This is a genomic window from Burkholderia sp. WP42, assembly GCF_000745665.1.
Taxonomy (GTDB): domain Bacteria; phylum Pseudomonadota; class Gammaproteobacteria; order Burkholderiales; family Burkholderiaceae; genus Burkholderia; species Burkholderia vietnamiensis.
This window is the reverse complement of sequence record NZ_JQJT01000016.1, coordinates 51,250-75,466: the sequence shown is the minus strand read 5'-3', so window position 1 is coordinate 75,466 and position 24,217 is coordinate 51,250. Positions and strand designations below refer to the sequence as shown.

Sequence of the window (24,217 nt, the reverse complement as noted above, 5' to 3'; positions counted from 1 at the left end):
CCTGCAAAAAGGGTGACGTTCAATGGGCGAGTTCGACGGGTTCGGCCGTGCGTTCCGGCAGCCCGGCGCTGCGGTCGAGGCGGCCGCTGAGCGCGGTCAGCGCGAACGCGCCGAGCGTGACCAGCGCGGCGATCCACGGCGTATGGCCGAGGCCCACGTTCGCGACGATCAGCCCGCCGAGCGACGAGCCGCCCGCGACGCCGAGGTTGAACGCGGCGATGTTGAAGCCCGAGGCGACGTCGGTGGCGTCCGGCGCGAAGTGGCGCGCCTGCTTGACGACGTACACCTGCAGGCCCGGCACGTTGCCGAACGCGACCGCGCCCCACGCGAGCATCGTCAGCACCGCGAGCCATTTCACGTGCACGGTGAAGGTCAGCGCGAGCAGCACGACGGCGAGCAGCAGGAAGATCCGCTTGAGCGCGCCGACGGGGCCGACGCGGTCGGCGAGCTTGCCGCCCCACACGTTGCCGAACGCGACCGACACGCCGTAGCCGACCAGCACGAGGCTGATCTGCGACGGCGTGAAGCCGGCGATCCGTTCGAGCAGCGGCGCCATGTAGGTGAATGCGATCAGCGAACCGCCGTAGCCGACCGCCGTCATCGCATAGACGAGCAGCAGGCGCGGCTGCGCGAGCACGCGGAACTGGCGGGCGAGCGGCGCGGGCGCCGTCTGCGGCAGGCCGCGCGGCACGAACGCCACCGCGCCCGCGAACGCGACGACGCCGAACAGCGCGACGATCAGGAACGTCGCGCGCCAGCCGAAGTGCTGGCCGATGAAGGTGCCGAGCGGAATGCCCGCGACGAACGCGACGGTCATCCCGCTGAACATCGTCGCGATCGCGCTGGCGGCCTTCTCCTTCGGCACCAGCGTGGTCGCGATGATCGAGCCGACCGAGAAGAACACGCCGTGCGCGAGGCCGGTGAGGATGCGCGCGACGATCAGCGATTCGTAGCCGGGCGCCTGCCACGCGACGAGATTGCCGATCGTGAACAGCGCCATCAGCGCGGCGAGCAGCGTCTTGCGCGGCACGCGGGCGGTGAGCGCGGTGAGCAGCGGCGCGCCGATCGCGACGCTCAAGGCATAGAGGCTGACGAGCAGGCCGGCCGACGGCAGGCTGACGCCGAGATCGGCGCCGATGGTCGGGATCAGCCCGACGATCACGAACTCGGTGGTGCCGATGGCAAACGCGCTGATGGTCAGCGCAAGTAGGGCGAGTGGCATGACGGGATCCTGGTTCCGGTGAGGACGGATCGCAGTGTGCCGGCTTTACTTTTGCGGAAAAACTCGTCTATAAACCAAATTGTTTTGATTTGAGATCAATAATGAAGATCACGCTCGACGAACTCCAGGCCTTTGCTGCCATGGTCGACACCGGCTCGATCACCGCTGCCGCGCAGCGGCTCGACCTGACCGTGTCGGCCGCGAGCCGTACGCTCGCGCGGCTCGAGGAGAAGCTCAAGACCACGCTGCTGCGCCGGACCACGCGCCGGCTCGAACTGACCGAGGAAGGGCGGGCGTTCCTGCAGGACGCGCGCGCGATCATCGAGTCCGTCGAGAATGCCGAGGAGCAGATGCTCGCGCGGCGCGAGATGCCGTCGGGGCGCTTACGCGTCGACGCGGCGACGCCGTTCATGCTGCACGTGATCGTGCCGCTCGTGCGCGGCTACCGCGAACGCTTTCCGAAGGTCGAACTGGAGTTGAACAGCAACGAGGGGATCATCGACCTGCTCGAGCGGCGCACCGACGTCGCGATCCGGATCGGCCGGCTCAAGGATTCGACGCTGCACAGCCGGCGCATCGGCAACAGCCGGCTGCGGATGCTCGCGAGCCCCGCGTACCTCGACGCGCATGGGCAGCCGCGCAAGGCCGACGAGCTGCGCAAGCACACGCTGCTCGGCTTCACGCAGCCGGAATCGCTGAACGTGTGGCCGATCCTCGGCGCGGACGGCGAGCCGGCCCGCATCGAGCCGGCGATCTGGTCGTCGAGCGGCGAGACGCTGCGACAGCTCGCGCTCGACGGCGCGGGCATCGTCTGCCTGTCGGACTTCATGACCGCGCAGGATCGCGAGGCCGGGCGGCTCGTGCAGGTGCTGACGCGCCACACGCTCGACGTCGACCAGCCGATCAATGCGGTGTATTACCGCAACACCGCGATTTCGTCGCGGATCGCGTCGTTCGTCGATTACCTGATCGATGCGCTGCGCGGCGGCAGCGGCACCGGCAGCGAAGCGCCCGCGCGGCGCAAGGCCGCCTGGATGGGGCCGCTGTGACGGCGCGCCGCGCGCGTGCGCGGCGGGCCTGCCGGCGGGCGGCTTACGCCTCTTCGGACCACGACATGTTGTCGCGCGCGAGCAGCGCCGACGACGCGGCCGGCCCGAACGTGCCGGCCGTATAGAGGCGCGGGCGGTCGCCGAGCTGCTTCCAGCCGTCGAGGATGGGCTCGACCCACGACCACGCGGCTTCGAGCTCGTCGCGGCGCATGAAGTGCGTGAGGCGGCCGCGGATCACGTCGATCAGCAGCCGCTCGTATGCTTCCGCGCGCCGTTCCGGAATCGCCTGCTGCAGGTCGAGGTTCAGGCTCACGGGCACCATCTTCATTCCGCTGCCCGGTTCCTTCGCGAGCATCTGCAGCTGGATCGATTCCTCCGGCTGCAGCTGGATCACGAGGCGGTTGCTGTAGTGGCGCGGGCCGCTCGGGATGATCGAGAACGGCATGTCCGCGAATTCGATCACGATCTCCGACTGGCGGCGCTGCAGCCGCTTGCCGGTGCGCAGGAAGAACGGCACGTTCGCCCAGCGCCAGTTGTTGACGTACGCGCGCAGCGCCACGAACGTCTCGGCGTGGCTGTCGGCCGGCACGTTGTCTTCCTCGAGATAGCCCTTGACCGGCTGGCCGTCGACGGCGCCGGCCGTGTACTGGCCGCGCACCGTGTCGCGCGCGACGTCCGACAGCGCCATCGGCCGCAGCGAGCGCAGCACCTTGAGCTTCTCGTCGCGCACCGCGTCCGGGTCGAGCGACACGGGCGGCTCCATCGCGACGATGCACAGCAGCTGCAGCAGGTGGTTCTGCACCATGTCGCGCAGCGCGCCGGTGTGGTCGTAGAAGCCCGCGCGGCTGCCCACGCCGACCGTTTCCGCGACCGTGATCTGCACGCTGCGGATGCTCGGCGCCTGCCACAGCGGCCCGAAGATCGGATTGCCGAAGCGCAGCACCATCAGGTTCTGCACCGTCTCCTTGCCGAGGTAATGGTCGATCCGGTAGATCTGCGATTCCGCGAAATGCTTGCCGACTGCATCGTTGATCGCCTGCGCCGATGCGAGGTCGTGGCCGAGCGGCTTTTCGAGGACGACGCGCGAGCGCGCATCGACCAGATGCGCGGCCGACAGGTTGTCGCAGATCGTCGTGAACAGCTCCGGCGACGTCGACAGGTAGAACACGCGGATCGCGTCGCTACGCGCCGCTTCGCCGAGCCGCGCGTAGTCCTGCGGCGCGTTCACGTCGATCAGCACGTACTTGAAGAGGTCCAGGAAACGCGCCCAGGCATCGGCGTCGAACGCCTTCGCGTCGATGAACGGGCGCGACTGCTCGTCCATGAACTGGCGGTAGCCGTCGATGCCCCAGTCGCGGCGGCCGACCGCGATGATGCGCGTGTCCGGCGGCAGGTTGCAGTGCAGATGCGCCATGTAGAGCGCGGGCAGCAGTTTGCGGGCGGCCAGGTCGCCGCCGCCGCCGAAGATGATCATGTCGACGGGCTGCTCGGCTTCGGTCTGGTTGGGCTTGTTCGTCATGGAGGATTCGCGGTCTGAAACGGGTGAGCGTTGGAACGGACATCGAAGCACCGGCGCCGGTGGGTTGGCACGCCGATACGTGGAAACGCTAATAGTGCACGTTTTTGCTGCGGGATGTCTGCAGTGGGCGCGCTTGTAACAGCGCTTGCGTTTCATTCGTCGTCTTGATTATGATTGAGTGCTCACTCATTAAAGGATCCGAACGTGGCCCGTCCCCGCAGTCCCGACAAACAGGAGGCCATCCTTGCCGCCGCGGCGCGCGCGCTCGCGGAGGACGGCGCGAGTGCGACGACGGCGCGCATCGCCCGGCTCGCCGGCGTCGCGGAAGGCACGGTGTTCACCTATTTCGACAGCAAGGATGCATTGCTGAACGCGCTGTATCTCGACCTGAAGGCCGGCATGCGCGACGCGATGATGACCGGCTTTCCGGAGCAGGCATCGGCCGAGCAGGCGATGCGCCATGCCTGGAACGGCTATGTGTCGTGGGGCGTCGCGAACCCGGACGGGCGGCGCGCGCTGCAGCAGTTGATCGTGAGCGGGCGTATCGACGACGCTCATCGTGCGGCAGGCGCCGAAGGCTTCGGCGCGGTGCATGCGCTGTTGCACGAGCACGCCGCCGCGTCGGGTGGCTTGCAGGCCGAGCATGCGCATGCGTTTCGCGCGTCGTTGTTTACGGCCATCGCCGAAACGGCGATGGAGTCGATCGCGCGCGAGCCGGCCGCGGCCGATGCGTACCGGGAGGCCGGGTTTCGCGCGCTCTGGGCGGTATTGCACGCGGTGTGAGCGCTCGCGCGGCGCGCCGGATCGGCGTGCGCAACGTGCGGGTGAAGCAATACGGCGCGCCCGGTTCGGTTCGGACCGGACGCCGCCGCAGGGACGAACACGGGCTCAAGCAGCGTGACACAGGATGCAAGCGCCCGATGTAGCGTCGATATTAATGAGTGAGTAATCATTCATTGTGAGCGGTTCAACGTTGGACGGGAGTCGAATATGTCGAAGGTCTGGATTGTGACGGGGGCCGCGCGCGGCCTGGGGCGCTCGATCGCGGGCGCGGTGCTGGCGGCGGGCGATCGATTGGTGGCCGGGGCGCGCGATCCCGCGCGGCTTGCCGATTTGGCGGAACGTTACGGCGACCGCTTGCGAACGGTCGAGCTCGACGTGACGGACGAAGCCGCGGCCGCGCATGCGGCCGCTGTCGCGCGCGACGCGTTCGGTCGTATCGACGTGCTGGTGAACAACGCGGGCTACGGCCATACGGCGCCGTTCGAGCAGATGAGCGCCGAGCGGTTCCGCGACCAGATCGACACGAACCTGTTCGGCGTGATCAACCTCACGCGCGCGGTGCTGCCGACGATGCGCGCGCAGCGTTCGGGCCACATCTTCCAGGTGTCGTCGGTGGGCGGGCGGACGGCCACGCCGGGCCTCTCGGCGTATCAGGCCGCCAAGTGGGCGGTCGGCGGGTTCAGCGATGTGCTCGCGAAGGAAGTTGCGCCGTTCGGCGTGCGCGTGTGCACGCTGGAGCCGGGCGGGATGCGAACCGAGTGGGCCGCGCAGGCGAAGCGCGAAGTCGACGCGCTGCTGCCCGACTATCAGCCGTCGGTCGGGAAAATGCTGGACATGCTGGGCTCGTATGGCGGCCGCGAAGTCGGCGACCCGGCCCGGATCGCGGCGCTGATCGTCGAGTTGTCGCGCCGCGACGACGTGCCGTTGCGCCTGCTGCTCGGCGCCGACGCGCTGTTCGTCTGCGAGCAGGCCGAAACGCAGCGCGCACAGGAGGCGGCGCGGTGGCGCGATACGACGTTGTCGACGATGTTCCCCGACGCGAAGCTGCCAGAGGGGCTGCACACGTTGAAGCAGGTCGGGTAGGCGGGCAAGCGCGGGTTTCGGCCGCGCGTTCTGCGGCTGCGCCGCTGCCGGCCGGCGCATGCGGCGAACGGCGCGGCAGCACGAGGCAGGCTGCGCCCGCGACGGCCCGCGCCGTCAACGCCCGAGCGCGTAGAACTGCGCGTTCGGGCGCATGTTGGTCACGTTCGCGAGGCGGTTCGACATGCCGAAGAACGCGGCGATCGCCGCGATGTCCCACGCGTCGTCGTCGCTGAAGCCGTGCGACTTCAGCGTGTCGAAGTCCGCTTCGCCCACTTCATGCGCGGCCTGCGAGACCTTCATCGCGAAGTCGAGCATCGCCTTCTGCCGCGCGGTGATGTCGGCCTTGCGGTAGTTCGTCGCGATCTGGTCGGCGATCAGCGGATCCTTCGCGCGGATGCGCAGGATCGCGCCGTGCGCGATCACGCAATACTGGCACTGGTTCGCGCTGCTGGTCGCGACGACGATCATCTCCCGTTCGGCCTTGCTGAGATTGCCGGGCTTGTCCATCAGTGCGTCGTGGTACGCGAAGAACGCGCGAAACTCGTCCGGGCGATGCGCGAGCGTGACGAACACGTTCGGGATGAAGCCCGACTTCTCCTGAACGGCGGCGATGCGTGCGCGAATGTCGTCGGGCAGATCGTCGAGCGCGGGCACGGGGAAGCGGCTGATGGGCGCGTGGTCGGCAGCGGTCATGGGGTCTCCTTGATAGTGGCGCGGTCGGGCGCGCTGCGCGTGCCGCCGGCCGGAACGTGAACGATAAACCGTTGGGCCGCGGCGTCAACGGCGTGCACGTGTCGGCCGCCGAGAGCCGTGTTTACCCTGATTAATAAACTTTATCGGGGTGAAAAATTCCGCATCTTATTGAACCGATATCGGCTCGTTATAGTGGCTCGCTTTCCCGCATGCCGCTCGCCGCGTGCGGGCTGACACGCAGACGCTCAGCAGGAGCCCGCTTGATGACCACCGATGTCCGCTTCACCGAAATCGACGACCTGATGCCCGCAGCCGCCGCGCTGCGCGAGATCCGCCATCACATCCACCATCATCCCGAGCTTGCTTACGAGGAGCACGAGACGGCCGCGCTGGTCGCGCACAAGCTCGAGCAGTGGGGCTGGCAAGTGACGCGCGGCGTCGGCGGGACGGGTGTGGTCGGCACGCTGCGCGTCGGCGACGGCGCGCGCAGCATCGGCATCCGCGCGGACATGGACGCGCTGCCGATCGTCGAGGCCACCGGCCTGCCGTATGCGAGCGGCACGCACGGCAAGATGCACGCATGCGGCCATGACGGCCACACGACGATGCTGCTCGGCGCCGCGCAGCAGCTCGCGAAGACGCGCAACTTCCGCGGCACGGTGCATCTGTATTTCCAGCCGGCGGAGGAGCACGGCGTCGACAGCGGCGCGAAGAAGATGATCGACGACGGCCTGTTCGAGCGCTTTCCGTGCGATGCGGTGTTCGGCATGCACAACCATCCGGGCGCTGCGCCCGGCGTGTTCCTCACGCGGCGCGGCCCGTTCATGTCGGCCGGCGACAAGGCGATCATCAAGATCGAGGGCGTCGGCGGCCATGCGGCGCGCCCGCATCTGACGGTCGACCCGGTGGTGGTCGCGGCGAGCATCGTGATGGCGCTGCAGACGATCGTCGCGCGCAACGTCGATCCGTCGCAGCCGGCGGTCGTCACGGTCGGCTCGATGCACGCGGGCACCGCCAACAACGTGATTCCGAGCGGCGCGCGGCTCGAACTGAGCGTGCGTTCGTTCAGCCCCGACGTGCGCGCGCTGCTCAAGCGCCGCATCGTCGAGCTGGCCGAGACGCAGGCGGCGAGCTACGGCGCGACGGCCGACGTCGAGTACATCGAAGGCTATCCGGTCGTCGTCAATACGGACGCCGAAACGGACTTCGCGGCGCAGGTCGCGCGCGAGCTGGTCGGCGACGCGCACGTCGTCGAGCAGGCCGACCTGCTGATGGGCAGCGAGGACTTCGCGTTCATGCTGCAGCAGCGGCCGGGCTCGTTCGTGCGGCTCGGCAACGGCGAAGGCGAAGACGGCTGCATGGTGCACAACCCGAAGTACGACTTCAACGATCGCAACCTGCCGATCGGCGCGGCCTTCTGGACGCGCCTCGTCGAGCGTTACCTCGCGCAGTGATCCCGGCCGCGGTGGCCGCGCGGCGCTTTCGGCCGCATTGTCAGGAGATTGAACGATGCAGAAAGATCCTCTCGCGCTGCACGCCGGAGCGGCCGGCGCCGCCGCGGTCCACACGCACGATGCACCGGCCGTCACGCAGCGCGGCGCGATCGCGGCGGCGGTGATCGGCAACTGGCTCGAATTCTTCGACTTCACCGTGTACGGCTTCTTCGCGGTGCTGATCGGCAGGCTGTTCTTCCCGTCGAGCGATCCGACCACGTCGCTGCTGCTGTCGGTCGCGACGTTCGCCGCCGGCTTCTTCACGCGGCCGCTGGGCAGCGTCGTGCTCGGCGTCTATGCGGACCGCAAGGGCCGTAAGGCCGCACTGAACCTGACGATCATGCTGATGGCGCTCGGCACCGGCCTGATCGCGATCGCGCCGACCTACGCGCAGGCCGGCGTCGCCGCGCCGCTGCTGATCGTCGTCGCGCGGCTGATGCAGGGCTTCTCGCAGGGCGGCGAGTTCGGCGCGGCGACGTCGACGCTGATCGAGCACGGCGGCACGTCGCGCCGCGCGTTTCGCGCCAGCTGGCAGCTCGCGACGCAAGGCGGCGCGGCGCTGATGGGCTCGGGCTTCGCGGCGCTGCTGTCGAACACGCTGACGAAGGACGCGCTCGAAGGCTGGGGCTGGCGTCTGCCGTTCTTCGCCGGCTTGCTGATCGCGCCGGTGGGGATGTACCTGCGCCGCCGCCTCGCCGACGACGCGCCGGGCGACCACCACCACGCGATCGAGCGCGGCGTGCTGCGCGAGCTGTTCTCGAAGCACGCGCGCACGGTGCTGCTGCTGATGCTGACGGTGATGGGCGGCACGGTGTCGACCTACATCCTGACCTTCTACATGCCGACCTATGCGATCCATACGCTCGGCGTGCCGATGAAGCTGTCGATGTTCGTCGGCGTCGCGTCGGGCTGCGTGATGCTCGTCACGTGCCCGCTGTTCGGTTGGCTGTCGGACCGCCTCGGCAGCCGGCGCATGCCGATCTTCGTCGGGCGCGGCGTGCTGGTGCTGCTGCTGTTCCCCGCGTTCTGGCTGATGAACCACCATCCGACGCTGTCGGTGATCCTGCCGCTGACCGCGCTGATGCTGCTGTTCTATTCGCTGGGCTCGGCATCGGAAATGGCGCTGATGTGCGAATCGCTGCCGCGCCATGTGCGCGCGACCGGCATTTCGATCGCGTATGCGCTGGCGGTGACGATTTTCGGCGGCACCGCGCAACTGGTCGCGACCTGGCTCGTGAAGACGACCGGCAGCAAGCTCGCGCCGGCCGGCTATGTGGCCGCTTGTGTGGTGCTGTCGCTGATCGCGGTCGCGATGCTGCGCGAAACCGCGCGCGAGTCGATGGACTGAGGCGGCGCGCGGCCGCTCGGGCCGCGCGATGTCGCGCCATGTCGTGCGATGGTCTTCGGTTCGGACGGCATCGCGCGTGAGGTGCGCGCATTGCGTCTAACCGCGCCTCGCGACGAGTTCCGACACCGTCTGCGCCGCCTGCTGCAGCGGCCCCAGAAACTCCTTCACCATCTGCTTCGCGGTATGCCGCTGCGCGTTGCCGCTGATGTTCATCGCGGCGATCACCTGCCCGCGGCGGTTGCGGATCGGCGCGGAAATCGACATCAGCCCGACCTCGAGCTCCTGGTCGACCACGGCCCAGCCCTGCTGGCGCACCTGCGCGATCGCGGCCTTCAGTTCGCCGAGGTCGGTGAGTGTGCGCGGCGTGTGCGCGCGAATGTTGCTCTGCGCGAGCGTGTCGTCGAGCGTCGCATCGTCGAGCGCGGACAACAGCACGCGGCCCATCGACGTGCAGTACGCGGGCAGGCGGCTGCCGATCGACAGGTTGATGGTCATGATCTTGTGGGTCGGCACGCGCAGCACGTAGACGATCTCGGTGCGATCGAGCACCGCTGCCGAGCAGCTCTCGTGGATCTGTGCGGACAACTGCTCCATCACCGGATCGGCGAGATTCCAGAACGGCATCGACGTCAGGTACGCGAAGCCTAGCTCGAGGATCTTCGGCGTGAGCCGGAACAGCCGGCCGTCGGCCTCGACGTAACCGAGCGTCTGCAGCGTCAGCAGGATGCGGCGCGCGCCCGCGCGCGTGAGCCCGGCGGCCGCCGCGACCTCGGTGAGCGTCTGCTCGGGGCGCTGCGCATCGAAGGCGCGGATCACCGCGAGGCCGCGCGCAAACGACTGCACATAGGAGTCGCCGGGTTTCGTCTGGATGTCTTCGGTGGTCATGAACGGTCGGATTGTCGTGCAGCCGAGAAGATAGCGCATGGGGCCCGGCACGCCAACCGCACCGCGGCGCGCGCGCTTGACAGCGCATCCCCGCACTCCCTATGATGCGGAAATCGTTCGATACACGATCTTATGTTCGTATAAAGAACATTTAAGCGCATCCCGGCGGGCAAGGCAAGGGGCGCGTTGCAGTTATTTCCCAGCGTTGCATGAGACCGGAGACACCGATGACCGAAGCTTTTTTGTGTGATGCGATCCGTACCCCGATCGGCCGTTACGGCGGCGCGCTGTCGGGCGTGCGTGCCGACGACCTCGGCGCGGTGCCGCTGAAGGCGCTCGTCGAGCGCAACCGCGACGTCGACTGGACGGCGCTCGACGACGTGATCTACGGCTGCGCGAACCAGGCCGGCGAGGACAACCGCAACGTCGCGCGCATGTCGGCGCTGCTGGCCGGCCTGCCCGACGGCGTGCCCGGTTCGACGATCAACCGGCTGTGCGGATCGGGCATGGACGCGGTCGGCGTGGCTGCGCGCGCGATCAAGTCGGGCGAGGCCGCGCTGATGGTGGCGGGCGGCGTCGAAAGCATGACGCGTGCGCCGTTCGTGATGGGCAAGGCCGCCAGCGCGTTCGCGCGCCAGGCCGACATCTACGACACGACGATCGGGTGGCGCTTCGTCAATCCGCTGATGAAGCAGCTGCACGGTGTCGATTCGATGCCGGAGACGGCCGAGAACGTCGCGGTCGATTACAACGTCAGCCGCGCCGACCAGGATCTGTTCGCGCTGCGCAGCCAGCAGAAGGCCGCGCGTGCGCAGCAGGACGGCACGCTCGCCGCGGAAATCGTCCCGGTGACGATTCCGCAGAAGAAGGGCGATCCGGTCGTGTTTTCGCGCGACGAGCATCCGCGCGAAACGTCGCTCGACGTGCTCGCCAAGCTGAAGGGCGTCGTGCGTCCCGACGGCTCGGTGACGGCCGGCAACGCGTCGGGCGTCAACGACGGCGCGGCCGCGCTGCTGCTCGCCAACGAAGCGAGCGCGAAGCGCTTCGGGCTGACGCCGCGCGCCCGCGTGCTCGGCATCGCGACGGCCGGCGTGGCGCCGCGCGTGATGGGCATCGGCCCGGCGCCCGCCACGCAGAAGCTGCTCGCGCGACTCGGGATGACGATCGGCCAGTTCGACGTGATCGAGCTGAACGAGGCGTTCGCGTCGCAGGGGCTCGCGGTGCTGCGCATGCTCGGCGTCTCCGACGACGATCCGCGCGTGAATCCGAACGGCGGCGCGATCGCGCTCGGCCATCCGCTCGGCGCATCGGGCGCGCGCCTCGTGACGACCGCGATGTACCAGCTGCATCGCACCAACGGCCGCTTCGCGCTGTGCACGATGTGCATCGGCGTCGGCCAGGGCATCGCGATCGCGATCGAGCGCGTCTAAGCGCGCAATGCGGCGCGGCGCGGCCCGCCGCGCGCGTAGCCTTTCCTCGACGATGTGGCCGGCACGACGCGCGCGTGCCGGCCACATCGTCATTCGGCCGGCGAATGCTGCGCGATGCGCGCGGTGAGCGCGTCGATCTCGGTGTCCGCGAATACCTCGAAGCCATGCTCGCGCAGCAAGGCCGCCGTCACGCCGGCGCCCGGATGCCGACGCCCCGCAAAATTCCCGTCATGAATGAAGCGGCTGCCGCACGACGGACTGCCGTCCGCGAGCAGCGCGAAGCGGCAATCGTGCGCGCGGGCCAGCGCGAGCGCGGCTTGCGCGCCGCAGACGAACTGCGCGGTCAGATCGGTCCCATGCACGTCGACGATCCGTGCGGCGCCGGCGAGCACGCGCTGGCCCGATGCGCCGTCGGCGATCTCGGCGGGCGGCCGCGGCACGCCCAGCCCGCCGGCGAGCTCCGGGCAGACGAGCACCAGCCGCCCGTCGCGCTGCCAGCGCGCGAGCGCGTCATGCGCGCTGCGCTTGGCTGCGCCGTCGTAGCGGACGGGATGCCCGAGCAGGCACATGCTGACGAGGATCTTCGGCGTGGCCGCTTGTTGCTCCGTGTGCTGCACGGTCGTTCTCCAGGTTCGCGTCGAGCGCTGCGCGCACGTCCGCATCGTTTTGCGGTTTGCAATGGTCGATGGGACCGCTGCATTGACGGCGCTGCGTGCACACCGTTTAGGCATCGCCTCGGCGCCGGTTATTTCCAGATTGTTTGATTGAAATCATATTTAGCGTCGAATTCGATATTTTGTGTCGATCAGGCCTAAGGTTTTGCCGCTAGTTGCCGTCAGCAGGGGACGATACCGTCGTAAAGCGATCAACCGTTTTCCGGCTACTGAGCGCGATTCCGCGCCCGCGCGGGCCCCCAACCCGGACCCGCTCTTCGGAGCCTTCCATGCGCAACAACCAGCCCGTCACCCAACAAGAATTCGATTTCCCCGACGACGTCACGCTGATGTCGACGACCGATGCCGACAGCATCATCACATATGCGAACACAACGTTTGCGTATGTGAGCGGTTTCTCCACCGACGAACTCGTCGGCCAGCCGCACAACATCGTGCGCCACCCCGATATGCCGAAGGAAGCGTTCGCCGACATGTGGGCGACGCTGAAGAACGGCGAGCCGTGGACCGCGCTCGTCAAGAATCGCCGCAACAACGGCGACCACTATTGGGTGCGCGCGAACGCGGTGCCGGTGATGCGCAACGGCGCGCCGCACGGCTACATGTCGGTGCGCACGAAGGCGCCGCGCGACGAGATCGCGGGCACCGAGGCGCTGTATCGCGCATTCCGCGAAGGCAAGGCCGGCAGCCGCCGTTTCCATAAGGGGCTGATCGTGCGCACCGGGCTGATGCGCATCGTCTCGCTGCCGCAAACGATGTCGGTGCGCGCGCGCGTTCACTCGGCGTTGGCCGTGCTGGCGCCGGTCGTGATCGGCACGGGCTGGGCGTGCGGGCTCGGTGGCGGCGCGCTGGCGGCGCTTGCGGCCGTGACGGCCGGCGCGTCGGTGGCCGCCGGGCTGTGGCTCGATGCGCAGATCGTGCAGCCGCTGAAGCGGCTGCACGATCAGGCGCTGAACGTCGCGACCGGCGCAAGCCGCCGCGGCGTGGCGATGAACCGCGTCGACGAGATCGGCATGACGCTGCGCACGATCAACCAGTTGGGGCTGATGTTCCGCTGGCTGGTCGACGACGTCAGCGAGCAGGTGCACAACGTGCAGCGCGCGAGCAACGAGATCGCGCAAGGCAACAACGACTTGAGCGCACGCACCGAGCAGGCCGCGTCGAGCGTGCAGGAGACCGCCGCGTCGATGGCCGAGATGACGGCCACCGTGTCGAGTAACGCGGAGACGGCGCTGCAGGCGAACCAGCTGTCGGTGTCGGCGAGCGAGGCGGCCGAGCGCGGCGGGCAAGCGGTCAGCGAAGTCGTCATGACGATGAACGACATTACCGCGAGTTCGCGCAAGATCGCCGACATCATCGGCGTGATCGACGGGATCGCGTTCCAGACCAACATCCTCGCGCTGAACGCGGCCGTCGAAGCGGCGCGCGCCGGCGAGCAGGGGCGCGGCTTCGCGGTGGTGGCGGGCGAGGTGCGGGCGCTCGCACAGCGCAGCGCGAACGCGGCGAAGGAAATCAAGACGCTGATCGGCGCGAGCGTCGAGCGCGTCGAGTCGGGCTCGCGCATCGTAGACGGCGCGGGCAAGACGATGGAAGACATCGTCGCGCAGGTCAAACGCGTGTCGGACCTGATCGCGGAGATCAGCTCGTCGACGGCCGAGCAAAGCACGGGCGTCGCGCAGGTCGATCAGGCGGTCGTGCATCTGGACAACATCACGCAGCAGAACGCGGCGCTGGTCGAGCAGAGCACGGCGGCGTCGGAGAGCCTGAAGCAGCAGGCGACGCGGCTGGTGGATGCGGTGAACGTGTTCCGCTGATCGGGCAGGCGCGCTTGCCGGTGCATGTGCATCGTATGGCCGTCGGCCCGCTCCGGCCGCGGTCATGCGATTCGATCCAGTGCGAAAAATGAGAGAGATTCGCATTCTGGATATCGAATCGATTCGTCGATTCGCGTGACCGGCGATTATCGAATAATCGGATGATTGGGCTCCGAACGATTTGCCTGACGAATTTTTCGATTTACGTATGAATCAAGGATTCGGCAAAGGCGCGTGAAGCGGAATTAATGCGAATTTACCCTTGGGCGGCATAAGGTTTTCGCCAGATTTGCCGAAAGCGCAGGAGTCTGATTGACCGAATGCGGCGCGAGCGCGCTGCATCCGGCCTCGATCCTATTCACGAGCGGACGCAAGATCCGCCACCAGGAACCTCATACCATGCGCAATAACCAGCCTGTCACGCAACGCGAATTCGAGTTTCCCGATGACGCGACGCTGATGTCGACCACCGACGCCAACAGCTACATCCAGTACGCGAACGCGGCGTTCATTCAGGTCAGCGGATTTTCTCCGGAAGAAATCGAAGGTCAGCCGCACAACGTCGTGCGCCATCCGGACATGCCGAAGGAGGCATTCGCCGACATGTGGGCGACGCTGAAGAACGGCGAGCCATGGACGGCGCTCGTGAAGAACCGCCGCAAGAACGGCGATCACTACTGGGTGCGTTCGAATACGGTGCCGGTGATGCGCAACGGCCAGGCGACCGGCTACATGTCGGTGCGCACGAAGGCGTCGCGCGACGAGATCGCGGCTGCCGATGCGCTGTACCGCGCGTTCCGCGAAGGCAAGGCCGGCAGTCGGCGTTTCCATAAGGGCCTGGTCGTGCGCACCGGGCTGATGCGCGTCGCGTCGCTGTTCCAGACGATGTCGGTGCGCGCGCGGCTGCATGCGACGCTCGGCGTGCTGGCGCCCGTCGTGGTCGGCGCCGGCTGGGCGTGCGGCCTCGGCGGCGGCGCGCTGGCCGGGTTTGCGGCGGTGACGGCCGGCGCGTCGCTGGCCGCCGGGCTGTGGCTCGACGCGCAGATCGCGCGTCCGCTGATCCAGTTGCGCGACCAGGCGCTGCGGGTGGCGACCGGCGAGAGCCGTAGCGGCGTGGCGATGAACCGCGTCGACGAGATCGGCATGACGCTGCGCACGATCAACCAGCTCGGGCTGATGTTCCGCTGGCTGGTGGACGACGTCAGCGAGCAGGTGCACAACGTGCAGCGCGCGAGCAACGAGATCGCGCAGGGCAACAACGACTTGAGCGCGCGCACCGAACAGGCGTCGACCAGCGTCCAGCAGACGGCCGCGTCGATGGCCGAGATGACGGCCACCGTGTCGAGCAACGCGGAGACGGCGCTGCAGGCCAACCAGCTGTCGGTGTCGGCGAGCGAGGCGGCCATGCGCGGCGGGCAGGCGGTCAACGAAGTGGTCGCGACGATGAACGACATCACCGCGAGTTCGCACAAGATCGCCGACATCATCGGCGTGATCGACGGGATCGCGTTCCAGACCAACATCCTCGCGCTGAACGCGGCCGTCGAAGCGGCGCGTGCCGGCGATCAGGGCCGCGGCTTCGCGGTCGTCGCGGGCGAGGTGCGCGCGCTTGCGCAGCGCAGCGCGAACGCGGCGAAGGAGATCAAGGCGCTGATCGGCGCGAGCGTCGAGCGGGTGGAGTCGGGCTCGCGCATCGTCGACGGCGCGGGCAAGACGATGGAGGACATCGTCGCGCAGGTCAAACGCGTGTCGGACCTGATCGCGGAGATCAGCTCGTCGACGGCCGAGCAAAGCACGGGCGTCGCGCAGGTCGATCAGGCGGTCGTGCATCTGGACAACATCACGCAGCAGAACGCGGCGCTGGTGGAGCAGAGCGCGGCGGCGTCGGAGAGCCTGAAGCAGCAGGCGACGCGGCTGGTGGATGCGGTGAACGTGTTTCGTTGAGCGCGCAGGCGCGCACGAGGAGGTGACGCGGGCACGGCGGAGAGGGGACGCCGGCCCGCGTCGTGACCGCCCGGTTCCGGCCGGGCGGTCAGGGCCTGCCGCTTGCGCGACAGGCCCGAACCGTCAGACGGCCAGGCAGAGGTACTTGATGACCACGTAGTCGTCGATGCCGTAGTGCGAGCCTTCGCGGCCGAGGCCCGACTGCTTGACGCCGCCGAACGGCGCGACCTCGTTCGAGATGAGGCCCGTGTTCACGCCGACCATCCCGTATTCGAGCGCTTCGGCGACCTTCCACACGCGGCCGATGTCACGGCTGTAGAAGTACGCGGCCAGGCCGAATTCGGTGTCGTTCGCGAGGCGGATCACCTCGTCGTCGCTGCCGAACTTGAACAGCGGCGCGAGCGGCCCGAAGGTTTCTTCCTTCGCGACCTTCATCGCCGGCGTGACGCCGGTCAGCACGGTCGGCTCGAAGAAGCCGTGGCCGAGCGCATGGCGCTTGCCGCCCGTGACGACGGTGGCGCCCTTCGCGAGCGCGTCCTCGATGTGCGCCTCGACCTTCAGCACGGCCGCTTCGTTGATCAGCGGCCCCTGCGTGACGCCCGGCTCCGTGCCGCGCCCGACCTTCAGCTGGCCGACCGCCGCCGCGAGCTTCTGCGCGAACGCGTCGTACACGGCTTCGTGCACGTAGAAGCGGTTCGTGCAGACGCAGGTCTGGCCGCTGTTGCGGTACTTCGATGCGATCGCGCCCTGCACGGCCGCGTCGAGATCGGCATCGTCGAACACGATGAACGGCGCGTTGCCGCCGAGCTCGAGCGACACCTTCTTGACCGTCGCCGCGCATTGCGACATCAGCAGGCGGCCGACCGGCGTCGAGCCGGTGAACGACAGCTTGCGCACGATCGGGTTCGACGTCAGTTCGCCGCCGATCGCCTTCGGGTCGCCGGTGACCACGCTGAACACGCCGGCCGGCACGCCCGCGCGCTCGGCCAGCACGGCCATCGCGAGCGCCGAGAACGGCGTCGCCTCGGCCGGCTTCACGACGATCGGGCAGCCTGCGGCGAGCGCCGGGCCGACCTTGCGCGTGATCATCGCCGCCGGGAAGTTCCACGGCGTGATCGCCGCGCACACGCCGATCGCTTCCTTCGTCACGACGATGCGCTTGTCGCTCGCCGGCGTCGGGATCGTGTCGCCGTACACGCGCTTGCCTTCCTCGGCGAACCACTCGAGGAACGACGCCGCGTAGCCGATCTCACCCTTCGCTTCGGCCAGCGACTTGCCCTGTTCGGTCGTCAGGATCAGCGCGAGATCGTCGGCGTTCTCCATCATCAGGTCGTGCCACTTGCGCAGGATCGCCGCGCGTTCCTTCGCGGTCTTCTTGCGCCACGCCGGCCAGGCGGCGTTCGCGGCGTCGATCGCCTGACGCGTCTCGGCCGCGCCCATCGCCGGCACGGTGCCGAGCAGGCCGCCGGTGGCCGGATTGCGGACCTCGAACGACTCGCCGTTCGCCGCGGATTGCCATTCGCCGTTGATGTACGCCTGCTGGCGCAGCAGCGACGGATCTTTCAGTGCCAGGTTTTCCGTGCTCATATTGAATAGCCTGCGTTGAAGATGAAACGGCCGCTGCCGTCGGTACGACGGCAGCGGCGCATTCGGTTGACGGGAACTCAGGCCGGTACGCCGACCGTTTCCTTCAGCACTTCCTCGAGGATCGTGAGCGCTTCGTCGAACACGGCCTGCGGAATCGTCAGCGGGAACAGGAAGCGCACGACGTTCGAGTACACGCCGCACACGAGCAGCAGCAGACCGCGCTCGAGCGCACGCGCCTGCACGCGCTTCGTGAAGTCGGCGTCGGGCTCGCCCGTGGCCGGGTTCACGAACTCGACCGCGACCATCGCGCCCGGACCGCGCACGTCGGCGATCGGTGCGATGTCGGCGCGCAGCGCGTTCAGCTTCGCCTTCAGCGCGTCGCCCAGTTGCGTCGCGCGTTCGCACAGCTTCTCTTCGTCGATGATGTCGAGCACCGCGTGCGCCGACGCGACGGCGAGCGGGTTGCCCGCGTACGTGCCGCCGAGGCCGCCGGGCGCTGCCGCGTCCATCACGTCCGCACGGCCGACGACGCCCGACAGCGGCATGCCGCCCGCGAGGCTCTTGGCCATCGTGATCAGGTCGGCCAGCACGTCGTACTGCTGCATCGCGAACAGCTTGCCGGTACGCGCGAAGCCCGTCTGCACTTCGTCGGCGATCAGCATGATGCCGTGCTCGTTACAGATCTTGCGCAGTGCGCGCACGAAGTCGGCCGGCGCCGGGTTGAAGCCGCCTTCGCCCTGGACCGGTTCGAAGATGATCGCGGCGACGCGCTTCGGATCGATGTCGGCCTTGAACAGCATCTCGATCGCCTTGATCGAGTCGGCCGTCGTCACGCCGTGCAGCGGGTTCGGGTACGGTGCGTGGAACACGTCGCCCGGGAACGGACCGAAGTTCAGCTTGTACGGTGCGACCTTGCCGGTCAGCGCCATGCCCATCATCGTGCGGCCGTGGAACCCGCCGGCGAACGCGATGACGCCCGGACGGCCGGTTGCCGCACGCGCGATCTTGATCGCGTTTTCGACGGCTTCGGCGCCGGTCGTGAAGAACGCCGTCTTTTTCGGGTAGTCGCCCGGTGCGCGCGCGTTGATCTTTTCAGCCAGCTCGACGTACGACGCGTACGGGACGATCTGGTAAGCGGTGTGCGTGAAGCAGTTCAGCTGGTCGGCGATCGCCTTGACGATCTTCGGGTGGCGGTGGCCCGTGTTCAGCACGGCGATGCCGGCGGCGAAATCGATGAAGCGGCGGCCCTCGACGTCCCACAGCTCCGCGTTTTCGGCGCGGGCGGCGTAGAAATCGCACATCACGCCGACGCCGCGCGGGGTGGCGGCGTTCTTGCGGGCATGCAGGTCGGCATTCTTCACGGTCAGCTCCTTGATGTTGTGTCCGGTGAGGTCAAAATCGGCCGCGTTGGCAGCCCATGGAGGCGACTATAATCACATTTGGCTCCGGCAATCAGAGCCATTTCAATAAATATTCAGGAGCCAATCATGCGCGCAAGCGTGTTGTCGGACTGGCTGGCGCAGCGCCTCGTGCGCGGCAGCGAGCAGCCCATCTACCGGCAGCTGCACCGGCTGCTGCAGCAGGCGATCCTGTCGCGCGAGCTGCCGGCCGGCACGCGCGTGCCGTCGTCGCGGCTGCTCGCGGCCGAGCTGGGCATCGCGCGCAACACGGTCACGCAGGTGTACGAACAGCTGGCGCTCGAAGGCTACGTGCATTCGGCGACGGGGCGCGGCACGTTCGTCGCCGACAGCGCGCCGGACGAAATCGTCGGCGCGCCGCTCGAGCCGGGCGCGAGCCCGGCGGTGGCGGCCTCGCCGGCGCGGCGGCTGTCGGCGCGCGGCACGCGGCTCGTCGAAGGCGCGGGCGTGTCGAAGCGCCAGGGCGGCGCGTTCATGCCGGGCGTGCCCGACGTGTCGCGCTTTCCGGCGCGTGTCTGGACCCGGCTGCACAACAAGTACTGGCGGCGCCTGCGCCCCGATCTGCTGACCTACGCGCCGGGCGGCGGCCTCGCGCTGCTGCGCGAGGCGCTGGCCGACTATCTGCGCACGTCGCGCTCGGTGCGCTGCACGCCCGAGCAGATCGTGATTACCACCGGGATCCACCAGTCGATCGACCTCGCGGTGCGCGTGCTGACCGATCCGGGCGACGTGATCTGGACCGAGGACCCGTGCTACTGGGGCGTGCGCAGCGTGCTGAACGTGTCGGGGCTGACCACCCGGCCGATCGCGGTGGACGACGAAGGAATCGCGCCGTCGGCCGACGATCTCGCCGAGCCGCCGAAGCTGATGCTGGTCACGCCGTCGCACCAGTATCCGCTCGGCATGGTGATGAGCCTCGCGCGCCGCCGCATGTTGCTCGAATACGCGCGCCAGCACGGCTGCTGGATCATCGAGGACGACTACGACAGCGAATTCCGCTACGGCAGCCGTCCGCTCGCGTCGTTGCAGGGGCTCGATACGGCCGGGCAGGTGATCTACGTCGGCAGCTTCGGCAAGACGCTGTTTCCGGGGCTGCGGGTCGGCTATCTGGTCGCGCCCGAGCCGCTCGCGGAGAGCTTCGCGACCGCGAGCGCCGAGCTGTACCGCGAAGGGCAGCTGCTGCAGCAGGCGGTGCTGGCCGAGTTCATCGCGGACGGGCATTTCGTTTCGCATATCCGCAAGATGCGCACGCTGTACGGACAGCGCCGCGAAGTGCTGCTCGACGCGGTCGCGCGACGCTATGGCGACACGCTGCACGCGCTCGGCAGCGATGCGGGGCTGCATCTCGTCACGCGGCTGCCCGACGGCGCCGACGATCGCGCGGTCGCGCAGGCCGCGCTGGAGCGCAACATCGTCGTGCGGCCGCTGTCCGGCTATTACGCGCAACCGGAGCGCGCGGCATCGGGTTTGCTGCTCGGCTATGCGTGCGTGCCGGAGGACGAGATCGCGACCGCGTTCGCGAAGCTCGCGGAAGCGATCGACGAGCGGGCGTTCGACGGGGTCGTTGCGGCGGCTTGATGGGGAGTGGGCGTGTGTGGGCGTGTGGTGGCGTGGTCGCGACCGGAGGCGGCCGCGTCGTAGGACACGTGCGACGCGACGGTGAACGCGTGACACGCCCGTGTCGTAGCCGAGGCGCCGCGTCGGACCATGCGGTTTGCCCGGTTCGTGCCGACTTCGCGGTTTGCGCCGACGTGGACCGCGGCGCACGCATTCCATCCCGCATCCGGATATCGCGCGTGCTCGCGCGGAATTGTCGATAATGGAACGTTGTTATTCACCGGATACCGACGATGACCGAAGCCACCCTCACTCCGCCCGCCGTTCCGCGCCTGACGAGCCTGTCGCACGGCGGCGGCTGCGGCTGCAAGATCGCGCCGGGCGTGTTGTCCGAGCTGCTGAAGCGGGCCACGCCGCCCGCGTTGTTTCCCGATCTGCTGGTCGGCACCGAAACCTCCGACGACGCGGCCGTCTACCGATTGAACGACGAGCAGGCGATCGTCGCGACCACCGACTTTTTCATGCCGATCGTCGACGATCCGTTCGACTTCGGCCGCATCGCCGCGACCAACGCGCTGTCCGACGTCTACGCGATGGGCGGCAAGCCGATCCTCGCGCTCGCGCTGGTCGGCATGCCGATCAACGTGCTGCCGCACGAGACGATCGCGGCCGTGCTGCGCGGCGGCGAAGCCGTGTGCGCGGAAGCGGGCATTCCGGTGGCGGGCGGCCATTCGATCGATTCGGTCGAGCCGATCTACGGGCTTGCCGCGATCGGCGTCGTGCATCCGTCGCGCGTGAAGCGCAACGCGGCCGCGCGGGCGGGCGACGTGCTCGTGCTCGGCAAGCCGCTCGGCGTCGGCGTGCTGTCCGCCGCGCTGAAGAAGAATCAGCTCGACGCCGCCGGCTACGCGCAGATGCTCGCGACGACCACCAAGCTGAACCGGCCGGGCGCCGAACTCGCGGCATTGCCGGGCGTGCACGCGCTGACCGACGTCACCGGTTTCGGCTTGCTCGGCCACACGCTCGAGCTGGCGCGCGGCGCGGGGCTGACCGCGCGCGTGCATTACGCGTCGCTGCCGTGGCTGGCGGGCGTCGAGGCGTTCGTCGCCGACGGCGTGTTCACCGGCGCGTCGGGGCGCAACTGGGCGGCGTATGGCGCCGACGTGCGGCTCGCCGACAACCTGCCGCCCGTCGCGCAGGCGCTGCTCACCGATCCGCAGACGTCGGGCGGGCTGCTGGTCGCGTGCGCGCCGGAAGCCGTCGACGACGTGCTCGCGTGCTTCCGCGCCGACGGCTTCGACCGTGCGGCCGTGATCGGCGAGATGGTGGACGGGGCGTCGCGCGTCGAGGTCGCGTGACGCGGGTTTCGATCGCGCGGGATCTTCGCCGCTCGTGGTTTCAATCGCGCGGTGGTGATCGGCGAGAGGGTGGACGGGCCGTGGAGAGTCGACATCGTGTGACGCAGATTTCGATCGCACACGATCGTCGCCGCGCGTCGCAATCGACGGCGCGTATCGACAGCCGTCGCGGGCGATGAACGATTTCCTGTTCGGGCTGACGGTCGCGCTGTCGGTCGGCCCCGTCGCGCTGATGATCGCGAACCATGCGCTGCGCGCCGGCATTGCGAGCGGTGTGCGCGCGGCAGCGGGCGTCGCGACGGCCGACGGCTGCTATGCGGTTGCCGCGTTCACGATCGGCGCGATGCTCGCGCACACGCTCGCGTCGCATCTTGCGCAGTTTCGTCTGGTCGGCGCGCTCGTGTTGCTCGCAATGGGCGCACGCATGCTGTGGCACGCGCTGAAAGACCGGCGCCGCACGCTCGACGGCGCCGCGCCGCCGCCGGGCACACGGCCGTTCACGTCGATGTTCTTCGTCACGCTCGCGAATCCGCTGACCATCCTGCTGTTCTACGGCTATGCGGCCGCGGCGGCCGGCGCGTACCGGCACTGGCTGCTCGGGGCGGCGTGCGTGTTTGCCGGCAGTCTCGTCGGCCAGCTCGTGTTCGCGTTCGGCGGCAGCGCGATCGCGCGCGTCGTGAAGTCGCCGCGATGGCTCGCGGCGAGCCACGTGCTTGCTGCGCTGGTCGTGCTCGGTTATGGCGTCGCGGGGATCGTCCGCGCGTAGCGGGGCCGGGACGGTCGTCGAAGCCTCGGCCGCTCAAGAATGCCTGCATGCCGTGGCACGCGGCCTCGTAGCGATTCTCAGTGTCGGTCGCAGCGGCGTGCGGCGATTACGGCGCGAACGCGCTGATCCGCGCAACCGGCAACCGGCGTAATCAGCGTAATCAGCGTTATCGGCACCTTCAATCACCCCGCGCCATTTCCCCCAACCCCCCGTTTCGTAGTCGGGTTCCGCATCGCAGACCCGCGTTCTATACTCGGTCGCGCAGTCTCCGACAGCCGTTCTCACCCAACATCATCGAAACAAGGAACGCCGATGCTGACTCGCTCCATTCTTTCCGCAGCCGCCTTCTCGCTCGCCGCCTGTGCGACCGCGCCGTCGATCGCGCAGGACCATCAGCGCGACGACGCAGGCAACGCGGCCACGACGGCCAACGCCGCATTCGCCGAGACCGCGGCACAGGGCCGCCCGGTCAAGGTCATGATCATCACGATGTTCGGTCCGGAGGGCCAGGCGTGGCTCGACCGGCTCGGCCCGTGGCGCGACGTCGCGGTGCCGGGCCTGTCGCCCGACTATCCGGTCGTCCACTGCAACCGGCAGGACGTCTGCGTGGTGACGACCGGCATGGGCTACGCGAACGCATCGGCGACGATCATGGCGCTCACGTTCTCGCCGCGCTTCGACCTGCGCCGCACCTACTTCCTCGTGTCCGGCATCGCGGGCGTCGACCCCGCGCAGGGCACGGTCGGTTCCGCGGCGTGGTCGAAATACCTCGTCGATTTCAGCCTGCAGTGGGAACTCGACGCGCGCGAGATTCCCGCCGGCTGGAACACCGGCTTCCTCGGCATCAACACGAAGAGCCCGAGCGACAAGCCGCCGCTCGACTACCGCACCGAAGTGTTCCAGCTCAACGCGCAGCTGACCGATGCCGCCTATGCGCTGTCGCGCAACGTCGTGCTTGCCGACAGCGCGCAGGCGCAGGCCGCGCGCGCGAAGTTCACGTATGCGCCGGCGAACCGGCCGCCGACGGTGATCCAGTGCGACACGTCGTCGGGCAATACGTGGTTCTCGGGCACGCTGATCGGCGAGCGCGCGCGTCAATGGACCAAGATCCTCACCGACGGCAAGGGCACCTACTGCATGACCGCGCAGGAAGACAACGCGACGTACGAGGCGCTCAAGCGCGCGGCGAGCGTGAAGCGCGTCGACCTGTCGCGCGTCGCCGTGCTGCGCACCGGCTCCGACTTCGACCGCCCGTATGCGGGCCAGACGAGCGCCGACAACCTGCTGAACTACGCGGATCAGGGCGGCTTCGCGCCCGCGACGGAAAACCTCTATCGCGCGGGCAATCCGCTCGTGCAGGACATCGTCACGCACTGGGGCGAATGGCGCGACGGCGTGCCGCGTCGATGACGCACCGGCGCTCGCATCGGCGCGTGACGGACGCGTTCAGTGCGGTTGCGACGACGAACGAAACGGCGTCCAGACGGGCGTCGTGTCGTCCCAATGATCGAGCGGCGAAGGAAGTTGATCGTTCATCACGGACTCCTGCAACTGACTGACGTGTGTCGGGTTCGCGACGCCGCGCGACGGACGA

The 24,217-nt window shown here is 68.4% G+C and carries 19 protein-coding genes; 12 read left to right on the top strand and 7 right to left on the bottom strand.

Annotation, left to right across the window (positions count from 1 at the left end):
* Window positions 1–19 precede the first annotated feature (19 nt).
* Window positions 20–1,222 (bottom strand): MFS transporter, encoded by a 1,203-nt coding sequence (locus EX20_RS09395; protein WP_034193366.1) that lies wholly within the window; start codon window positions 1,220–1,222, stop codon window positions 20–22.
* 101 nt (window positions 1,223–1,323) lie between these two features.
* Here EX20_RS09395 and EX20_RS09390 point away from each other — a divergent pair, with 101 nt between their 5' ends.
* Complete coding sequence (locus tag EX20_RS09390; protein WP_034193365.1) at window positions 1,324–2,271, top strand: LysR family transcriptional regulator; 948 nt, start codon at window positions 1,324–1,326, stop codon at window positions 2,269–2,271.
* A gap of 43 nt (window positions 2,272–2,314) precedes the next feature.
* On the opposite strand, the gene zwf is transcribed toward EX20_RS09390, so the two are convergent.
* The gene (zwf, locus tag EX20_RS09385; protein ID WP_011880949.1) at window positions 2,315–3,790 is read right to left on the bottom strand and encodes a glucose-6-phosphate dehydrogenase; all 1,476 of its coding nucleotides are present in this window, start codon (window positions 3,788–3,790) and stop codon (window positions 2,315–2,317) included.
* 204 nt (window positions 3,791–3,994) lie between these two features.
* Here zwf and EX20_RS09380 point away from each other — a divergent pair, with 204 nt between their 5' ends.
* Together EX20_RS09380 and EX20_RS09375 are read left to right on the top strand one after the other, a co-directional pair.
* Window positions 3,995–4,573 carry a TetR/AcrR family transcriptional regulator gene (locus EX20_RS09380; RefSeq protein WP_034193364.1) on the top strand — a complete coding sequence of 193 codons (579 nt, stop codon included), beginning with the start codon at window positions 3,995–3,997 and terminating at the stop codon, window positions 4,571–4,573.
* Between the two features lie 207 nt (window positions 4,574–4,780).
* The gene (locus EX20_RS09375; RefSeq protein ID WP_034193363.1) at window positions 4,781–5,656 is read left to right on the top strand and encodes an SDR family NAD(P)-dependent oxidoreductase; all 876 of its coding nucleotides are present in this window, start codon (window positions 4,781–4,783) and stop codon (window positions 5,654–5,656) included.
* A gap of 114 nt (window positions 5,657–5,770) precedes the next feature.
* Here EX20_RS09375 and EX20_RS09370 read toward each other — a convergent pair whose 3' ends face one another.
* On the bottom strand, window positions 5,771–6,349 hold the full coding sequence (locus EX20_RS09370) for a peroxidase-related enzyme (protein ID WP_011880946.1): 579 nt from the start codon (window positions 6,347–6,349) through the stop codon (window positions 5,771–5,773).
* 263 nt (window positions 6,350–6,612) lie between these two features.
* Here EX20_RS09370 and EX20_RS09365 point away from each other — a divergent pair, with 263 nt between their 5' ends.
* Both EX20_RS09365 and EX20_RS09360 read left to right on the top strand, forming a co-directional pair.
* Window positions 6,613–7,803, top strand: a complete 1,191-nt coding sequence (locus EX20_RS09365; protein WP_014724102.1) for a M20 aminoacylase family protein — start codon at window positions 6,613–6,615, stop codon at window positions 7,801–7,803.
* A gap of 55 nt (window positions 7,804–7,858) precedes the next feature.
* A complete protein-coding gene (locus EX20_RS09360) occupies window positions 7,859–9,190 on the top strand; it encodes an MFS transporter (RefSeq protein ID WP_034193362.1) in 1,332 nt (443 codons plus the stop codon).
* A 96-nt stretch (window positions 9,191–9,286) separates the two neighbouring features.
* Here EX20_RS09360 and EX20_RS09355 read toward each other — a convergent pair whose 3' ends face one another.
* Window positions 9,287–10,075, bottom strand: coding sequence for an IclR family transcriptional regulator (locus EX20_RS09355; protein WP_014724100.1), 789 nt, complete (start codon window positions 10,073–10,075; stop codon window positions 9,287–9,289).
* A 227-nt stretch (window positions 10,076–10,302) separates the two neighbouring features.
* On the opposite strand from EX20_RS09355, the gene pcaF reads away from it, so the two are divergent.
* Window positions 10,303–11,505, top strand: a complete 1,203-nt coding sequence (gene pcaF, locus EX20_RS09350; protein WP_034193361.1) for a 3-oxoadipyl-CoA thiolase — start codon at window positions 10,303–10,305, stop codon at window positions 11,503–11,505.
* A gap of 89 nt (window positions 11,506–11,594) precedes the next feature.
* Here pcaF and EX20_RS09345 read toward each other — a convergent pair whose 3' ends face one another.
* Entirely contained in the window at window positions 11,595–12,074 is a 480-nt protein-coding gene (locus EX20_RS09345; protein WP_051974423.1) for a 2-thiouracil desulfurase family protein, read from the bottom strand.
* A 374-nt stretch (window positions 12,075–12,448) separates the two neighbouring features.
* Between EX20_RS09345 and EX20_RS09340 the strand changes: the two genes are divergently transcribed.
* A complete protein-coding gene (locus tag EX20_RS09340) occupies window positions 12,449–13,993 on the top strand; it encodes a methyl-accepting chemotaxis protein (protein WP_034193360.1) in 1,545 nt (514 codons plus the stop codon).
* Between the two features lie 399 nt (window positions 13,994–14,392).
* Window positions 14,393–15,937 carry a methyl-accepting chemotaxis protein gene (locus EX20_RS09335; RefSeq protein WP_034193438.1) on the top strand — a complete coding sequence of 515 codons (1,545 nt, stop codon included), beginning with the start codon at window positions 14,393–14,395 and terminating at the stop codon, window positions 15,935–15,937.
* A gap of 123 nt (window positions 15,938–16,060) precedes the next feature.
* Here EX20_RS09335 and gabD read toward each other — a convergent pair whose 3' ends face one another.
* The gene (gene gabD, locus EX20_RS09330) at window positions 16,061–17,524 is read right to left on the bottom strand and encodes an NADP-dependent succinate-semialdehyde dehydrogenase (RefSeq protein ID WP_011880938.1); all 1,464 of its coding nucleotides are present in this window, start codon (window positions 17,522–17,524) and stop codon (window positions 16,061–16,063) included.
* Window positions 17,525–17,601: 77 nt separating this feature from the next.
* The gene (locus EX20_RS09325) at window positions 17,602–18,885 is read right to left on the bottom strand and encodes a 4-aminobutyrate--2-oxoglutarate transaminase (RefSeq protein ID WP_011880937.1); all 1,284 of its coding nucleotides are present in this window, start codon (window positions 18,883–18,885) and stop codon (window positions 17,602–17,604) included.
* Between the two features lie 126 nt (window positions 18,886–19,011).
* Here EX20_RS09325 and EX20_RS09320 point away from each other — a divergent pair, with 126 nt between their 5' ends.
* The 4 genes from EX20_RS09320 to EX20_RS09305 all read left to right on the top strand — a co-directional run bounded on the left by EX20_RS09320 (window position 19,012) and on the right by EX20_RS09305 (window position 24,033).
* On the top strand, window positions 19,012–20,520 hold the full coding sequence (locus EX20_RS09320; RefSeq protein WP_011880936.1) for a MocR-like pyridoxine biosynthesis transcription factor PdxR: 1,509 nt from the start codon (window positions 19,012–19,014) through the stop codon (window positions 20,518–20,520).
* 272 nt (window positions 20,521–20,792) lie between these two features.
* Window positions 20,793–21,857, top strand: a complete 1,065-nt coding sequence (gene selD, locus EX20_RS09315) for a selenide, water dikinase SelD (RefSeq protein ID WP_034193359.1) — start codon at window positions 20,793–20,795, stop codon at window positions 21,855–21,857.
* A gap of 175 nt (window positions 21,858–22,032) precedes the next feature.
* Window positions 22,033–22,623 carry a LysE family translocator gene (locus tag EX20_RS09310; protein ID WP_034193358.1) on the top strand — a complete coding sequence of 197 codons (591 nt, stop codon included), beginning with the start codon at window positions 22,033–22,035 and terminating at the stop codon, window positions 22,621–22,623.
* A 312-nt stretch (window positions 22,624–22,935) separates the two neighbouring features.
* Window positions 22,936–24,033: a purine-nucleoside phosphorylase gene (locus EX20_RS09305; protein WP_034193357.1), complete on the top strand. Its 1,098-nt coding sequence runs from the start codon at window positions 22,936–22,938 to the stop codon at window positions 24,031–24,033.
* The last annotated feature ends 184 nt before the right edge of the window (window positions 24,034–24,217 follow it).

Coding starts and splice junctions, on each gene's coding strand:
- EX20_RS09395 (WP_034193366.1), bottom strand. CDS start 1,222: ATGCCACTCGCCCTACTTGCGCTGACCATCAGCGCGTTTGCCATCGGC.
- EX20_RS09390 (WP_034193365.1), top strand. CDS start 1,324: ATGAAGATCACGCTCGACGAACTCCAGGCCTTTGCTGCCATGGTCGAC.
- zwf (WP_011880949.1), bottom strand. CDS start 3,790: ATGACGAACAAGCCCAACCAGACCGAAGCCGAGCAGCCCGTCGACATG.
- EX20_RS09375 (WP_034193363.1), top strand. CDS start 4,781: ATGTCGAAGGTCTGGATTGTGACGGGGGCCGCGCGCGGCCTGGGGCGC.
- EX20_RS09370 (WP_011880946.1), bottom strand. CDS start 6,349: ATGACCGCTGCCGACCACGCGCCCATCAGCCGCTTCCCCGTGCCCGCG.
- EX20_RS09365 (WP_014724102.1), top strand. CDS start 6,613: ATGACCACCGATGTCCGCTTCACCGAAATCGACGACCTGATGCCCGCA.
- EX20_RS09360 (WP_034193362.1), top strand. CDS start 7,859: ATGCAGAAAGATCCTCTCGCGCTGCACGCCGGAGCGGCCGGCGCCGCC.
- EX20_RS09355 (WP_014724100.1), bottom strand. CDS start 10,075: ATGACCACCGAAGACATCCAGACGAAACCCGGCGACTCCTATGTGCAG.
- pcaF (WP_034193361.1), top strand. CDS start 10,303: ATGACCGAAGCTTTTTTGTGTGATGCGATCCGTACCCCGATCGGCCGT.
- EX20_RS09345 (WP_051974423.1), bottom strand. CDS start 12,074: ATGTGCCTGCTCGGGCATCCCGTCCGCTACGACGGCGCAGCCAAGCGC.
- EX20_RS09340 (WP_034193360.1), top strand. CDS start 12,449: ATGCGCAACAACCAGCCCGTCACCCAACAAGAATTCGATTTCCCCGAC.
- EX20_RS09335 (WP_034193438.1), top strand. CDS start 14,393: ATGCGCAATAACCAGCCTGTCACGCAACGCGAATTCGAGTTTCCCGAT.
- gabD (WP_011880938.1), bottom strand. CDS start 17,524: ATGAGCACGGAAAACCTGGCACTGAAAGATCCGTCGCTGCTGCGCCAG.
- EX20_RS09320 (WP_011880936.1), top strand. CDS start 19,012: ATGCGCGCAAGCGTGTTGTCGGACTGGCTGGCGCAGCGCCTCGTGCGC.
- selD (WP_034193359.1), top strand. CDS start 20,793: ATGACCGAAGCCACCCTCACTCCGCCCGCCGTTCCGCGCCTGACGAGC.
- EX20_RS09310 (WP_034193358.1), top strand. CDS start 22,033: ATGAACGATTTCCTGTTCGGGCTGACGGTCGCGCTGTCGGTCGGCCCC.
- EX20_RS09305 (WP_034193357.1), top strand. CDS start 22,936: ATGCTGACTCGCTCCATTCTTTCCGCAGCCGCCTTCTCGCTCGCCGCC.